At 67.2% G+C, this 14,449-nt stretch carries 17 protein-coding genes; 8 read left to right on the top strand and 9 right to left on the bottom strand.

Annotated features, from left to right (window positions below):
• Nucleotides 1-78: 78 nt before the first annotated feature.
• Entirely contained in the window at nt 79-984 is a 906-nt protein-coding gene (locus tag ACFFDA_RS03960; protein WP_404476225.1) for a LysR family transcriptional regulator, read from the top strand.
• Nucleotides 985-1,090: 106 nt separating this feature from the next.
• Here the strand turns inward: ACFFDA_RS03960 and ACFFDA_RS03955 are convergent, their stop codons facing one another.
• Together ACFFDA_RS03955 and ACFFDA_RS03950 are read right to left on the bottom strand one after the other, a co-directional pair.
• Nucleotides 1,091-1,279 carry a hypothetical protein gene (locus tag ACFFDA_RS03955; protein WP_404476224.1) on the bottom strand — a complete coding sequence of 63 codons (189 nt, stop codon included), beginning with the start codon at nt 1,277-1,279 and terminating at the stop codon, nt 1,091-1,093.
• Complete coding sequence (locus ACFFDA_RS03950) at nt 1,276-1,461, bottom strand: hypothetical protein (protein WP_404476223.1); 186 nt, start codon at nt 1,459-1,461, stop codon at nt 1,276-1,278. The genes ACFFDA_RS03955 and ACFFDA_RS03950 overlap by 4 nt, the downstream gene beginning before the upstream one ends.
• A gap of 94 nt (nt 1,462-1,555) precedes the next feature.
• Between ACFFDA_RS03950 and ACFFDA_RS03945 the strand changes: the two genes are divergently transcribed.
• Nucleotides 1,556-2,233: a cysteine hydrolase family protein gene (locus ACFFDA_RS03945; RefSeq protein WP_404476220.1), complete on the top strand. Its 678-nt coding sequence runs from the start codon at nt 1,556-1,558 to the stop codon at nt 2,231-2,233.
• Here ACFFDA_RS03945 and ACFFDA_RS03940 read toward each other — a convergent pair.
• A complete protein-coding gene (locus ACFFDA_RS03940; protein ID WP_404476219.1) occupies nt 2,212-2,520 on the bottom strand; it encodes a Rieske (2Fe-2S) protein in 309 nt (102 codons plus the stop codon). The genes ACFFDA_RS03945 and ACFFDA_RS03940 overlap by 22 nt on opposite strands.
• 119 nt (nt 2,521-2,639) lie before the next feature.
• On the opposite strand from ACFFDA_RS03940, the gene ACFFDA_RS03935 reads away from it, so the two are divergent.
• The 5 genes from ACFFDA_RS03935 to ACFFDA_RS03915 all read left to right on the top strand — a co-directional run bounded on the left by ACFFDA_RS03935 (nt 2,640) and on the right by ACFFDA_RS03915 (nt 7,428).
• A complete protein-coding gene (locus tag ACFFDA_RS03935) occupies nt 2,640-3,875 on the top strand; it encodes an SRPBCC family protein (protein WP_404476217.1) in 1,236 nt (411 codons plus the stop codon).
• Nucleotides 3,872-4,681, top strand: coding sequence for a nuclear transport factor 2 family protein (locus ACFFDA_RS03930; RefSeq protein WP_404476216.1), 810 nt, complete (start codon nt 3,872-3,874; stop codon nt 4,679-4,681). The genes ACFFDA_RS03935 and ACFFDA_RS03930 overlap by 4 nt, the downstream gene beginning before the upstream one ends.
• Nucleotides 4,678-5,526: a TauD/TfdA dioxygenase family protein gene (locus tag ACFFDA_RS03925; RefSeq protein ID WP_404476215.1), complete on the top strand. Its 849-nt coding sequence runs from the start codon at nt 4,678-4,680 to the stop codon at nt 5,524-5,526. Before ACFFDA_RS03930 ends, ACFFDA_RS03925 begins: the two co-directional genes overlap by 4 nt.
• Nucleotides 5,527-5,560: 34 nt before the next feature.
• Complete coding sequence (locus ACFFDA_RS03920) at nt 5,561-6,478, top strand: ribokinase (RefSeq protein WP_404476213.1); 918 nt, start codon at nt 5,561-5,563, stop codon at nt 6,476-6,478.
• 98 nt (nt 6,479-6,576) lie between these two features.
• Nucleotides 6,577-7,428 (top strand): TauD/TfdA dioxygenase family protein, encoded by an 852-nt coding sequence (locus ACFFDA_RS03915; RefSeq protein WP_404476211.1) that lies wholly within the window; start codon nt 6,577-6,579, stop codon nt 7,426-7,428.
• 91 nt (nt 7,429-7,519) lie between these two features.
• Here ACFFDA_RS03915 and ACFFDA_RS03910 read toward each other — a convergent pair whose 3' ends face one another.
• From ACFFDA_RS03910 to ACFFDA_RS03885, 6 genes are all read right to left on the bottom strand, one after another.
• Nucleotides 7,520-8,761, bottom strand: coding sequence for a CynX/NimT family MFS transporter (locus tag ACFFDA_RS03910; RefSeq protein WP_404478281.1), 1,242 nt, complete (start codon nt 8,759-8,761; stop codon nt 7,520-7,522).
• 85 nt (nt 8,762-8,846) lie between these two features.
• The gene (locus ACFFDA_RS03905) at nt 8,847-10,244 is read right to left on the bottom strand and encodes an amidohydrolase family protein (RefSeq protein WP_404478280.1); all 1,398 of its coding nucleotides are present in this window, start codon (nt 10,242-10,244) and stop codon (nt 8,847-8,849) included.
• Nucleotides 10,241-11,209, bottom strand: coding sequence for an isopenicillin N synthase family dioxygenase (locus tag ACFFDA_RS03900; RefSeq protein ID WP_404478279.1), 969 nt, complete (start codon nt 11,207-11,209; stop codon nt 10,241-10,243). Before ACFFDA_RS03900 ends, ACFFDA_RS03905 begins: the two co-directional genes overlap by 4 nt.
• Complete coding sequence (locus ACFFDA_RS03895) at nt 11,206-11,601, bottom strand: VOC family protein (protein ID WP_404478278.1); 396 nt, start codon at nt 11,599-11,601, stop codon at nt 11,206-11,208. Before ACFFDA_RS03895 ends, ACFFDA_RS03900 begins: the two co-directional genes overlap by 4 nt.
• Nucleotides 11,589-12,233 (bottom strand): cysteine hydrolase family protein, encoded by a 645-nt coding sequence (locus ACFFDA_RS03890; protein ID WP_404478277.1) that lies wholly within the window; start codon nt 12,231-12,233, stop codon nt 11,589-11,591. Before ACFFDA_RS03890 ends, ACFFDA_RS03895 begins: the two co-directional genes overlap by 13 nt.
• Nucleotides 12,226-13,371, bottom strand: a complete 1,146-nt coding sequence (locus tag ACFFDA_RS03885; RefSeq protein ID WP_404478276.1) for an LLM class flavin-dependent oxidoreductase — start codon at nt 13,369-13,371, stop codon at nt 12,226-12,228. The genes ACFFDA_RS03890 and ACFFDA_RS03885 overlap by 8 nt, the downstream gene beginning before the upstream one ends.
• 193 nt (nt 13,372-13,564) lie before the next feature.
• Between ACFFDA_RS03885 and ACFFDA_RS03880 the strand changes: the two genes are divergently transcribed.
• The gene (locus ACFFDA_RS03880; RefSeq protein ID WP_404478275.1) at nt 13,565-14,389 is read left to right on the top strand and encodes an oxidoreductase; all 825 of its coding nucleotides are present in this window, start codon (nt 13,565-13,567) and stop codon (nt 14,387-14,389) included.
• Nucleotides 14,390-14,449: the final 60 nt, after the last annotated feature.

The following is a 14,449-nucleotide window of genomic DNA, read 5'->3' as shown; positions in this document are numbered from 1 at the left end:
CGGGTTTCCCCTGCTCCGGGCGCATGCGGGCCACAATGCGGGATAGGCGGCATGAGCCTTCGGTGATAACGAAGGCTCATGCGATTTGACCTCGTCGACCTGCGTCTTTTCATCGCCGTAGTGGAAGCGGGAAGCATTTCCCGGGGCGCCGATGTCGCGCACATGGCGCTGGCCTCGGCGAGCGCGCGGATCGGCGGGATGGAGGCCTTGCTGGGCGCGTCGCTGCTCGATCGCGGGAGGCGCGGGGTGGTGCCGACGCCGGCCGGACGCACGCTCCTGCGGCATGCCCGCATCGTGACCGCGCAGATCGAGCGGATGCGCGGCGACCTGAGTGCCTTCGCCTCGGGGCTCAAGGGTCATGTCCGCATGCTTTCTAACACCGCGTCGCTGGTCGACCTGCTGCCCGCCGCCGTTCGCGTCTTTCTGACCGCGCATCCCGACGTCGACGTCGAGATCGAGGAAAGAACCAGCGCCGACATCGTCGCCGCCGTCGCCGAGGGTCGGGCCGAGTTCGGGCTGATCGCGGATTCCGCCGATCCCGGCGACCTCCAGACCATTGCGGTGGCCGACGACCGGCTCGTCCTCCTGGTGCCGGCAGGCCATGTCCTTGCCGGCGATCGCTCGGTGGCCTTCGTCGACCTGCTGGACGAACCCTTCGTCGGTCTGAGCGCGGGCGCGCTTCACTCGCATCTGGCCGACCAGGCGGCGCGGCTGGGCCGGCGCATCGGCTATCGCGTCCGCCTGCGCAGCTTCGAAACGGTGGCGCGGCTGGTAGAGGCGGGCATCGGCATCGGCATCCTGCCGTTTTCCGCCGCAGAGCGTTTCCGCTCCGGCGCACTGGCGATCGTGCCGCTCGCCGATCCGTGGGCGCATCGCCGCCTCACTATCTGTGCCAGGCGCTTCGAGGATCTCAGCCGTCATGCCCGCGCGCTCGTGGACGAGATCGTGCGCCAGGGTGCCGAGTTGCCGCAGGCGGCGCCTTGAAAGGCGGTCTTCCGCCAAGCGGCGTCAGATCACGCCCAAGCCGTCGCCCAGTGACGGGGGCAAGCCGGACTGGCGTGCGTATTCGCGACTGAACCGCGAGGCGCTGTTATAGCCCACGGAAAAGGCGGTCTTGGCCGCGAGCAGCCTGCCGGCGCCAGGCGTGATCGGCGACGATGCCCAGGGCCGCCATCGCACCGCCCGTCAGGCCGGCGGTCCCCATCGCGACGATCACCGGCTGTGCGATCCCGGCAAGAGCGCGGGCCGTTTCGTTCAGCGGTTCGATGATGCGGCTCATGTCGTGGCTCCTGCGTCGGGCTGGTTATGGCGGCGCAGCGGCGCCGTGGCTGGTGGATGGGCCCATTTTTCATTCCAAAGAACTGGGATAAAGTTGCGGGTTTCGTTCAAGTTATTCAAAAGGCGTGGATCGGTTGTTTGCAGGGCGTGAAAATGCATGGCGTATTGAAATGCGTCATGCATGGTATAATGCGATTATCCTGATCGCGGCCGGGCGACGACGATCATGTGCCTTCCTGGCCGCGGTCGGGAAACGCATTCCAAGGCCCTCCGGAGTTTGACCGCAGCCATGCCCTTGCGCGATCCCCTGATCTCCTCCCTGTCCGGTGCCGCGGCGGCGCTGCTCGTCATCGACGTGCAGGTCGATTTCGTCGCGCCGGAAGGTTTTTGTGCAGGCCGGGGAGCGGATGTCTCGGCAGTGCCGGCGGCGATCGCGCAGATGCGTCGGGCAGTTGCGGCCGCGCGCGCAGCGGGCATGACGATCGTCTTCATACGCCTGGAAACGTCCCCGGAAACCGACTCTCCCGCTATGCTTGCTCATATGGAGCGGCTGGGTATGCCGGGCGGTGCGGCGTTGTGCCGGGTCGGAACGCCAGGCTGCGGATATTGGGGCATAGCGCCCGAAGCCGGTGATCTCGAGGTGGTGAAGTCGCGCTATGACGCGTTTCTCGAAACACCGCTCGACGCACGCCTGCGCCAGCGTGGCATTGGGTTACTGGTGATGACCGGCGTGAGCACCGACTGCTGCGTCGATTCGACGACGCGAGCGGCCTTCATGCGGGACTACGACGTCGTCGTCCTTGCCGACGCGTGCGCCGCCGGCAGTACCGAGGATCACGCCGCGGCGCTCGGCGCGCTGGGGCGCTATGCGGCGACGATCGCGGATACCGGGTCGTTCGTCGCCGCCCTGGAGGCGGGCGGCGGCGCGGCGGTTCAGTCCGGCACGTCGGCGTAGATACCCGCATCCCGGACTTCGACACGGTAGACTGCCAGCGGTTCGTCGCATGGCAGGTCCACCGGCGCACCGCTGAGCAGGTCGAAGCTGCCGGAATGCAGCGGGCATACGATCCTGCCCGCCGTGACTTTCCCGCGAGAAAGCAGCGCGGTTCCATGCGTGCACTGGTCCGCCGTCGCATGGAACGTGCCGTCCACGTCGAAAACCGCGACTGCCGGCTTGCGGCCGCGGGCGATGCGCTTGGAGCGGCCTGCGGGTACGTCGGACACCTTGCACAGAAAGATCATGGGCGCTCCCGGGAAAGAATGTCGATTGCCTGTCGTGTATGATTGCGTATTATGTAATGCAATATGCATAGCATTTTATATGTAAATCGCCGGTTGCGATTCTCGAAAGGTGATCCGGGATGACTCAGTTCTTGCGGGCCGGTTTGCCCGATATCGCACTGGAACCCGAAGTCCTGGCGCTGCTGGACCGGCTCGAGGCCAGCCAGGGCGACGTATCGCAGGCGATGAGCCTGCCGCCCGAATGCTACACCTCGCCCGCCTGGTTCGAGTTCGAGAAGCGTGCCGTCTACGATCGCGAATGGGTGGCGGTGGGCCACGTCGGCGCGATTCCGGACGTGGGTGACTACTTCACGCTCGAAGTCGTCGGCGAACCGTTGCTGGTGGTGCGCGGCAAGGATCACGAAGTGCGCGTGTTGTCCTCCGTCTGCCGCCATCGCGGGCATCTGCTCGGCGAGGCGAGCGGCAACGCCAGGAACTTCACCTGCCCGTTCCACGGCTGGTCCTACGACCTCGAAGGCACGCTGACCGGCGCCCCCGAGATGGAGGGGACGCTGCCCTTCGCAGAGTTGCGGCACACCGCATGCCTGCCGGCATTCCGCTCGGAGATCTGGAACGGCTTCGTCTTCGTGAACTTCGACGGCGAGGCGGAGGCGTTGGCGCCCCGGCTGAAAGGGCTGTCCGCACTGCTGGAAAACCACCGCATGGACGACCTCGCCTCGATCCGGCCGGTCGAGTGGGCGTCGAACAAGTGGAACTGGAAGTTCATGCAGGAAAACGCGCTGGAGCCGTACCATACGCATTACCTGCATACCGGCATCCACGACTTCGCCCCGTCCAGCAACACCCGCTTCACCGAGTGGGACGAGTCGGACGACGGCGCCATCTATCGCGAGGTGCAGTTCACCCATGTCGACGGCGGTTTCAACATCGCCGGCAAGGCGCTGTTCCCGCCGCTGCCCGCCCTCACCGAGGCGGAGCGCAGCCGCGTGGTCTTCGCCGGCGTCATGCCCAACCTGTTCCTCGGCGCGCAGGCGGACGTGGTGTTCTACTACGTGATCCTGCCGCAGGCCGCCGGTGACATCACCTTGCGCGTCGGCGTGCTGACCAGTTGGGACAACCTTTCGCTGCCTACCGCCGACCTCCTCATGAAAGGCACGATCGACGGCGTCGCGGTGTTCAACGAACAGGACACCGTCGCCAACATCCGCACGCACAAGGGCCTGTCCTCGCGCGTGGCGCCGCGCACGCGCTGGTCGCCCAACGAGAAGACGCTGGCGCAGATCAACAACTGGCTGGTCAAGCGCTACAAGCGCTACGCCGCCTCGCTGGACGCTTGTGCGGAAGCCGCCGAATGAGCGTCGACACGCCCGGCGACATGGCCGACATCGCCGCCGAACTCGCGGCCCTGCGCGCGCAAGTCGAGCGGCTGACCGCCAAGGACGCGATCGCCGACCTCGTGACGACCTACGCCCGCTCGTGCGACGTCGGCAACGACCCGGTACTGCTGCGCCCGCTGTTCACCGACGACGCGACCTGGACCTGCAAGGGCTTCGGTACGTTCGTCGGGGGGGACGGCTGCGCGCTCGGCCTCAAGGCGGTGGCAGGCGAGAAGATCTGGTGGTCGCTCCACAACATGATCTCGGTGCAGATCACTTTCGACGAGGGCGGCGAGGAGGCCACCGGCTTCTGGTACTTGTGGGAAGCCGCGACCCTGCCCAACGAGCACAGCGGCGAGGCCGAGGCCTACTGGATCGGCGGCACCTACGACGCGCGGTTCCGCCGGGAAGGCGGCAAGTGGCTGTTCAGCAAAGTCGAACTCAAGCTCAACATGGCAAGCCCCATCGCCCAGGGCTGGGTCAAGAAGCGCTGGCCCGACGGCACGCGCAAGCAGCCCCACTTCGTCGAACTGCAATCGGGCGAAACCTACCACTGGTGCAAGTGCGGCAAGGCCGAAACCCAACCCTGCGACCCCGCCCACATGTGCGGCAAGTCGCCCGCGGTGCCTTTCTCGGTCGAGGAGGGCGGTCTCCAGGCGATCTGCGGATGCGGCTATTCCAGGACCAAGCCGCTGTGTGACGGCTCGCACCTCAATCTCCGGTACGACTGGTCGTTGCTCGGCAAGAGCCCACCCGAGCAGGCCGGCCCGGAGACGGTGGCGTGAGCACCACCGGGCTGGAGGGCAAGCCGCTCAAGCCGGGTTTCGGCACCGAGATCATCGGTCTCGATCTCGCCGGCTCCGACGATGCGACATTTGCACAAGTGGTCGCCGAGTTCCATCGTACCGGGGCAATCGTGCTGCGCGGCCAGGCGCTGGACCCCGCCGGGTTCCGGCGCTTCGGCCAGGCCTTCGGCGCGCTCGAAGGGCATACCCTGCAGGACTTCACGCTGCCCGGAACGCCGGAAATCTATGTCCTGTCCAACCGGGTCGAGGATGGCAGGCCAGTGGGTGCCCACAACGACGGCATCGGCTGGCACACCGACCTCAACTATACCGCCGAGCCCGTGATGTGCACCATGCTCCACGCCATCGCGGTGCCGCCCGAGGGCAGCGACACCTTGCTCGCCGACCAGTGCGCAGCCTTCGCCGCGCTGCCGCCGGAGCGACAGGAGGACCTCTCGAAGCTCAAGCAGATCCACAGCTTCGAATATCTCGCGACGATGCGCAGCGCCGGCCGCAAGGCCATCCCGCCCGAGATCCTGCGCGCCAATCCCGACGTCATCCACCCGCTCGTTCGCACGCACCCGGCAGATGGACGCAAAGCACTGTGGGTCTCGAGCCTGACGCCCGGCTTCGTTGGCTGGTCCACCGCCGAGAGCGCCGTGCTGATCGACGAGTTGATCGAATGGGTTACGCAGGATCGCTTCGTCTATCGCCACAAGTGGCAGGTCGGCGACGTGCTGGTGTGGGACAACCGGTGTACCTTGCACACCGGCACCCTTTTCGACGACACTCGGTATATCCGGGAAATGCATCGCATGTGGGTCAAGGGCGACCGGCCATACTGAGGCGGGCCTGCCGGCCCGGACTGGGGAAAATTTCATGAGCGTGAGTGTCTTCGGTTCCCTCAATCTCGACATCGCCCTGCGCCTTCCGGCCCGCGCCGCCTGGGGGCAGACGCTGCTGGTCGAAGAGAGCGAGCAGGCGGTCGGGGGCAAGGGCCTCAACCAGGCGGTTGCCGCCGCGCGCTTCGGTTCGGCCACGCGCATGGCAGGCGCGGTCGGCGCGGACGCGGCGGGAGCGATGTTGCGCGCGGCGCTGGCCGCCGAGGGGGTCGATACCGGCCACGTCGAGGTGCTCGAAGGGCAGGGCAGCGGCCGCGCCACGATCCTGATCGAACCGGCGGGCGACAACATGATTATGGTGGAGGCGGCCGCAAACCTCGCTGCGCGCGCGGAACGGGTGATCCGTGCAATCGATGCCGAAACCCGCGTGTTGCTGGTCCAGCTGGAAACCGACATCGACCAGATCGCAGCGCTGTTCGCCAGCCACGCCGCGGTCCCCGTCCGCAAGATCCTCAATGCGGCGCCGGCGATCCCGGCCGGATCGAAGCTGTTCGATCTCTCCGACATGCTGATCTTCAACCAGACCGAGTTTGCCGACTACCTCCAACTCGACCGCGAACCCCAGGGACTCGACGACCTCCTTCCCGCGCGGCGCCTGTTGACCCGCCCCAACCAGGCGGTCGTCGTGACGCTGGGTGCGATCGGATCGGCGGCGGTCTGGGCCGACCGCGCGATCTTCGCGCCGGCCATCCCGGCCGAGGCGGTGGTCGATACCAGTGGCGCGGGTGACTGTTTCTGCGGGGTCGTGGCGGCCTGTGTCGACCAGGGGATCGGGCCCGAGCAGGCTCTGCGATTGGCCAATGCGGCAGCGTCGCTGTCGGTCGGGCGACGGGGCGCGGCGCCTTCGATGCCGGTCCGCGCCGAAGTCGACGCCCTGGTGGCGGCGCTGGCGTAGCGCGTGATCTGGTTCTTGCACGAACGAAAATGGCGCTCACGCTCAAGAGCGCAGCGATCGGACCGGTAGATTGTGTCGCCAGTGAACAGGAGGTCAGGATGGACGTCGCGATAGAGGACAAGCCGCAAGCCACGGGCGGCTATCGGTTTCTGAAGGTCGAGAAGCTCAATCCGACCATCGGCGCCTATGTGAGCGGTGTCGACCTGACACAGCCCTATGGTGAAGACGTGGCCGACGAATTGCGGCGTGCGCTCGCCGAGAACCTGGCGATCTTTCTTCGCGACCAACCGATCGATTTCGCGGCGCATCGCCGGCTCGCGGAAGTCTTCGGCGAAGCGCACGTCGCGCCCAGCACCAAGCCCTGGCGGGTGCCCGGCTTCGACGAGATCACACGGATGCACGCGGACGAAAACTCCACGTATGTGGCGGGCGAGGACTGGCATTCGGACATGAGCGCCGATCCCGAGCCGCCGATGGGCTCGATCCTCTACCTGCACACGATCCCGCCTTTGGGCGGGGATACGGTGTTTTCCAGCATGTATGCGGCATGGGATGCACTGTCGGAGCGGATGAAGGCGCAGCTCGAAGGGCTCACTGCCGTTCACGATGCGGTCAAGGCGTTCGGCGGGCTGGTGCCCAAGGGGCAGGAACTGCCGTGCACCTCGCATCCGGTAGTGCGTACGCATCCGGTGACGGGTCGCAAGGCGCTTTACGTCAACCGGGGCTACACCACCCGGATCGAAGGCGTCACCGCGCGGGAAAGCGAGGCGCTGCTCGCGTTCCTGTTCGAGCACGTCCAGAACCCGATGTTCCAGTGCCGCTTCACCTGGAGTCCACACGCGATCGCGATCTGGGACAACCGCTGCAGCCAGCACATGGCGATCTGGGACTACTTCCCGGCGGTTCGATCGGGCTATCGCATCCAGGTCAAGGGCGAACGCCCGGTGTGAACTGGCCTTCGTCCCGGCTCGAACCGGGGCGAACATCTTCCACTCTTCGTCACCCTCGCGAAGGCGGGAAATGACGAAGAGTGGTTCTGGTTCAGCCTTCTACCTTGGCGGTCACCAGCGCGCCCTCGAACGCGGCCCGCGCCGCGGGCTTGCGCAGGACCGCCACCACGCAGAACAGCACTGCGCTCACTGCAGCCAGCCCGAAGAAGACTCCGGAGAAGCTCCCGGTCTGGTCCTTGATCGCTCCGCCCAGCGCCGGGCCGAGCGCCGCCGAGGTCGAGACCGCCATCATGATGGAGTACAGCTCCAGCGAGGCCTTCTGGCCGAAGTATTCCTGCAGCAGCATCACCGTGCTGACGTAGCTGAAGCCGAGCCCGCCACCGAAGGCGATCATCCACAGGATCAGTACCAGCGGCCCGTCGGCGACTGCGAGCAGCGCGGCGGAGAAGCCCAGGCACCCCAGCGAGAACATCGTCAGCGCGCGGGGCGAGGTCTTCTCGCCGACGACGCCTGCCAGTGCCGAACCGACCGCGCAGACCAGCGCCGAAAGGCTGAGGAGCTGCGATGCGCGGTCCTGCGTGATGCCGTGCTCGAGGAGGTGCTGATAGGCGAAGCCGTGGGTCGTGGTGTTGATCGCTAGGCAGGCGGTGTAGGCGAAGACGACGATCCAGAACTGCACCGTGCCCAGCGCCGCGCGGACCGTCCATTCGGCCGGTGCATCGACGGCGGTCGCCTGCTCTTCCGGCCGGTCGAGCCGCAGGCGGCTGGCGACGAGGGTACTGAAACCGCCGATCACCACCGACGCGATCGCGAACATCAGCCAGTAGGCGCGCCAGTCCATGCCCGCCGACTGCGAACCGTAGTAGAGCATGGGCCCGGCGACGGCGCCGAGGTTGCCGATCGTGAAGTAGAGGCCCAGCACCGTCGACCGGCGCCTGAAGGTGCTGGACAGCACGTGCACCGCCGGGACGGTGCCGCAGAAGCAGTAGCCGATGCCCAGCAGCGTCGTGCCCAGATAATAGGTCGGGACGCCCGTGGATGTGTAGAGCAGCCCGAACCCGGCGAAGAGGATCACCGTCCCGGTCAGCAGCGTGCGCCCGACGCCCAGCTTGCGAATGGTCCACGCCGGGGCCAGGCTGATGATGCCGCAGGCTGTGCCCAGCAGGGTGAAGCCGAAGCCCGCCTGCGCCCAGGTCATCCCGAACTCCTGCACCATCGAGGGGATCACCATCCCCAGCGAGTTGAAGGTCCCGGCGGACAGCAGGAAATACATCAGGCACAGCGCCTGCAGCACGATGTAGACGAGCAGCCGGGTGTTCATGGGCTTGGTCATGGCATTGTCCCTAGATCGAGCGGGCATGGGATCGAACCACCTTCGCCATTGCGAGCGGAGCGGGCGTAAAGAGAGGCGGCAGACGTCACAGCACCGGCCACCGGCAGGGAACGGTCTTTCCGGCGCGCGCGAGGAGCGCCGGGGCGGCGGCTTCCACTTCGGCGAAGATGCGTTCCTCGTCGATCGTGGTCGCCCGGTAGTCGTCGACCAGGCGGCGTCCGTCCACCCAGACCGAGTGCACCCCGCGCCCGTCCGCCGACCAGACGAGCTGGTTGACGACGTTGAGCAGCGGCGTCCATTCCGGGCGCTGGCGGTCATGCGCGACGAAGTCGGCCTTCTTGCCCGGTTCGAGGCTACCGATCAGGTGCTCCATCCGCGCGCCGGAAGCGCCGTTCAAGGTGGCGCATTCCAGGACGTCGTAGGCCGAGAACAGGCTGGAATCGCGCCGGGCATCCTTGAACAGCCCGGCGGTCACGTACATCGCGCGCATGATGTCGGCGGCGTTGCCGTTGTTGTTGCCGTCGGTGCCGAACTGGATGCGCACGCCCGCCGCCTGCATCTCCGGGAACAGGCCGGAATGGCTGGCTCCGTAGGCGCCTTTCATGGCCGTCATCGGGCAATGGGTGACGTGGGTGCCGGTGGCGGCGAGGAGGTCCACTTCGGTGCGGTCGAGGAAGATCGCGTGGGTCAGCGACAGATGATCTCCGAGCGCTCCGATCTCGGCGAGGTGCTCGATCGGCCGGTTGCCGGTGGTGGCGAGGTAGAAATCCGGGTCCTGAGGGTCCGGGCTCATGTGCGCGGTGACGCCGGCGCCGTGCTCCCTGGCGAGGGTCGTCGCGGCGCGCCACAAGTCGTCGGTGGCGGTGACGTGGCCGACCAGCGCGGGCCAGGCCGCCAGCAGCGGGTCGCCGGCGCAGGAGTAACGCTCGACCTCGCGCTGGAGCGTGTCGATGGCGCGGGCGGTGAGCGCGGCCTGGTCCTCGGACGGATCGAAGGCGCGGTCCTGCGCCCACTGGCCGATACGGCCGCGGATGCCGGTTTCGGCGAGGCCGTCGTACACTGCCTCGAGATCGAGGATGGTGCCGGCCTCGATGAAGGTGGTGATGCCGTTGCGCAGCATCTCCAGTGCCGAGAAGCGGGCGGAAAGGCGCTCCTCCTCGGGCGTCTGGGCCTGATAGGTGGGGATCAGCCAGCCCATCACGTTGGCTTCCCAGTCGGTATCGTCGGGCACCGCCCCACGGGTGATCGGCTCGCCGGTGATGTGGACATGGCAGTTCACGAAGCCGGGCGTGAGCACGAAGCGCGAGCCGTCGATCACTTCTCGGGCAGAGACCATGGCCTCCACCTCGGCGCTGGGGCCGACGGCGTGGATGCGATCGCCGATCACCGCGAGGGCGCCGTCGCGCCAGATGCGCCGCTCGGTGTCCATGGTGACGATCCAGGCACCCCGGATCAGCAGGTCGACGGGTGTGGGGCCGTTCATGCCGCGTAGCTCGCGCGGGCCATGTCTTCGAGGTGTTCGCCGATGGTGCGGGCAGCGATGATCTGGGTGCCGGTGGCGCAAGTCGGCGCGATGTCCATGCGGTAGAGCGGCTCCAGCTCGAAGAACGTCGCGACCGAATGGCGCGCGCGGGCTGCGTGGTTGTTGCGCACGCGGTGGAGGTTAGCCTGGTAGAGCCCGCCGGTGAAGCGCTCCATCATCTGGCCCACGTTGATGACGAAGCTGCCGGGAATCGGCGCGGCCAGGATCCACTCGCCATCGGTGTTGCGCACTTCGAGGCCGGCCATGTCGTCCTGCAGCAGGATCGTGATCGAGCCCCAATCGGTATGTGCGCCAGCGCCAAGCAGGTTGCCGGCGGCCTCCTGCGGCTGCGGCGGATAGGACAGCAGCCGCACCCCGACCTGCGGATCGCGCAGCCCTTGCGCGAACCAGTCGGGGTCGAGGTCCACCGAGAGCGCCAGGCAGGCCATCAGGTGCCGGCCGATGCGAATCATCTCGCGCTGGTAGGCCTCCATCTGCGCGCGAAAGCCGGGCAGGTTTTCGGGCCACTGGTTCGGCCCCTGCATCGGCAGGCCCGCGACGACCCACGGATGGTCGGCCGGCAGGTCGCGGGCGAGCATGAAGCTCTCCTTGAAGTCGGGCGCTGACCCGGCATCGAGCACTTGCCGCCCGGTCGCCTCGTAGCCGCGCCGGCAGGGCGAGCGTTCGACCGACACCGCCGCCTTGGCTGCTTCGCCTTGCGCGAAGAAGGCGCGGGTCTGGGCGAGCTGTTCGTCCAGCAGCGCCTGCGGGACCCCGTGGCCGGTGACGTAGAAGAACCCGGTCTCGCGCAGCGCGCGGTGAATTTCGCGGGCGACGCGGGCCTGCTGGCCAGGATCGTCGAAACTGCCAGCAAGGTCGACTTGCGCGATGTGCGTCGCCGCGTGAGGAGGCTCGTAGACGATCATGATCCGACGGTCGCGCTCAGGCGGAAGACGTTGCCTTCCGGGTCGCTCAGGACCGCCTGGTGCTGGCCGAAGAACGTGTCCTGCCCTTTGCGCACCAGCGCCGCGCCGCAGGACACCGCATGGTCGGCGGTGCTCGCCACGGCGGCCACCGTGCGGACGTCGAACGTCAGGATCGAGCGCGTGCCGACCGGCTCGATCTCCGGCAGGTTGACGAAGGAGCGCACGGTTTCGGTCGCAAAGCCGATCATGCAGCCGCCGCCACGTACTTCGCGGTAGCGGTGGTCGCGTGATTCCAGCACTTCGGTCAGCCCCAGTCCGTCGACGTAGAACTGCGCCAGCGCCGCGACGTCGCGTGCGAGGAACGTGACGTAGGCGAGACTCACGCCGACCATGCCGTCACCACTGCGTCGGTGGTCACCAGCAGCGAGGTATGTTCGTTGAGCGCGGCCAGAGTATGCCTGTGCAGCGCCTCGTCGAAGCTGGCGCAGGCGTCGGACACCACGAAGGTATGGAAATCGCGGTGGAAAGCGTCGCGCGTGGTCGAATCGACGCAGCAGTCGGTGGTCAGGCCGGTCATCACCAGCGTATCGATCCCGCGCGCGCGCAACTGCATCTCGAAATCGGTGCCGTGGAAGCTGGAATAGGCCAGCTTGGAGACTTCGATGTCGCCCGGCTCGGGGGCGACGCGGTAGTAATCCTCGCCGCCGCTGCCGATGCGGCAGATGCCTTCGCTGCCCGGCGTGCCGCGCCGCGCCATCCAGGTCCTGAGGGCATTGGAGTCGGTCTCGGGCCGCGTCATCACGCGCATGAAGCCCACGGTCACGCCGGCCTTCCGGGCGGCGGCGATCAGCGTGTCGATCTGGTCGATCGCGGCCTCGGCGGGGCTCATGTCGGTGCCGTAGCGGCCGATCAGGCCTTCGGGCGAGGCGAAGTCGACCTGCACGTCGACGACGATGAGCGCGGTGCGGCCGGGGGCAATCATTTCGCCGGGATCGGCGACGTGCGGAAGCGTTTCGTCAGGCATTGGTGGCCTCCGTCATTTGCGCGGGGAACCGCTCCCGCAAGACGGGCAGGACCTTCTCACCGAAGATCGGGAGCGAGGCCAGATAGTCGGGGAAGATCAGCATCAACCCGTCGAGCGAAGTCTTCTCGAAGATCGTGCTGAGCCGCTCGATCACTGTGTCCGGCGTGCCCAGCACATGCGGGGTCATGAAGGTGGAGCGGGCCTTCTGGGTGAAGGCGTTCTCCTTGCCGATCTCGCTATCGAGGAAACCGTAGGCGCGCATCATGCCGTGCAGGGCGCCTTCGTCGAACCCGGCGCGGAAGTGCGCGGCGATCTCCTCGGCGGCGGCATCGGTCTCGCCGAATACCACCGTCATCATCGAGTAAGTACGAATCTTCGCGCCGAGCGCCGCCGCACCCGCCTTGGCGTCGGCGCTGGCCCTGGCCAGTTCGTCGACGTCGCCGCCCGAAAGGAAAAGCGCGTCCATCTCGTTGGCGGTAAACTCGATGCCGACCTTGGAAGTGCCCGCGCAGACCAGGAACGGTGGCGACGAAGGCTTGGGATCGGACATGCAGTCGTCGAGGGTGAAGTACTTGCCGTGACTCGTTACGGAGTCCTGCGTCCACAGCGCCTTGATGGCCCGGATCCACTCGGTCGCCAGCACGTAGCGCTCGTCGTGGTCGACGCCCTCGGGCCAGGCGCCCATCTGCGCGAACTCGCCCTTGTAGGCTCCGGTGACGACGTTGAGCCCGGCGCGGCCGTGGCTGATTTGGTCGAGCGTGGCGATCATCTTGGCGGTGACCGCCGGGTTCTGCAGGATGGTGTGGACCGTGGCCCAGACCTTCACGCGCGACGTGGCCTGGGCGAGCCCGGCCATCATCATCGGCGAATCGAGCGAGGCGCGCCAGTGCTCGGTCTCGCCGCCGTAGCCGCGGTACTTGGCCATCGCCATGATGAAGTCGAGGCCGATGTCCTCGGCCAGCTTCGCCGCCTTCAGGTTGTAGTCGTAGGAGCCGTCGAGCGTTGGGGCGTTCTTGGACAGGATCCAGCCGCCGTTCGCCATCGGCATGAAGATGCCGAGGTCGCGCCCTCCGGTGTCGGAGGGAAGGCCGAATCCCGCCGGCCGGGCTTGGGCAGGTCTCGGTTGGCTCTGGCTCATGTGGCTCCCCTGGTGGCCGTTGCGTTGTAGGGTGAAGGCTAGGATGGGGTTTCGCCGCGATCTTGTCACCTGGCGCCCGCGCTCTTGTCGTCGATCAAGGCATCGGGCGTGAGTTGCAAAGATGATGGCGGCAAAGGGCCTATAGCTAAGGCGTTCCCCCCTTAGGATAGGGGCGCTTCCGAGGGAGATCGAAATGAGCAACTGGTTCATCACCGGCGTCAGCACCGGACTGGGCAGGGCCCTGGCCCTGGCCGCGCTCGAGGCCGGCGATACGGTCGTCGGCACGGTGCGCAGTGCCGAAGCGGCGAGCGCGTTCGAGGCGCTGGGCGACAAGGCGATCGGCATGGTGCTCGACGTGACCGACGCGGCTGCCGTCGCTGCCGTCGTCGATGCGGCCGAGGCGCGGACCGGCGGGCTCGACTTCGTCGTCAACAACGCGGGGCTCGGCTATACCGGCGCGGTGGAGGAGACTCCGATCGCCGACGCCAGGGCGCTGTTCGATGTCAACGTATGGGGCGCGCTGGCGGTGATTCAGGCGGCGCTGCCACACTTGCGCGCGCGCCGCGCCGGGCACATCGTCAACGTCGGCTCGATCAGCGGCATGGCCTGCTGGAACGGTACGGCGATCTACGGTGCATCGAAGTTCGCGCTCGACTGCATCGGGCGCACGCTCGCGCAGGAGGTGAACCCGCTGGGCATCAAGGTCACCAACGTGGCGCCCGGCGGCATGCGCACCGAATTCGCCGCCGCGCGCCTGCTGGGGGCCGAGCCGACGATTTCGGACTACGCGGAGACGGCGCACACGGCGCGCGCGGTCCTGACCGGCCACCACGGCGAGGAGCCGAGCGACCCGGACCTCATAGCGCAGGCGATCGTGGCGGCGGTGACATCGTCCGAACCGCCGCTGGTGCTGCTGCTGGGCAACGATGCGCTGGGCTATGCGACGCGCGAGTTCGAAATGCTGGGCGGGCAGTTCGAAGCGTGGAAGCACCTGACGACGAGCGTGGGAGCGGCATAGTCCGCCCCGAAACGGGGAGGGGTGTTGGAGGGTCAGCCGCGTAGTCCGTGACGTCTCGTT

This window comes from Novosphingobium sp. BL-52-GroH (assembly GCF_044813085.1).
Lineage (GTDB): Bacteria > Pseudomonadota > Alphaproteobacteria > Sphingomonadales > Sphingomonadaceae > Novosphingobium.
This window is presented reverse-complemented; position numbering and strand designations above follow the sequence as displayed.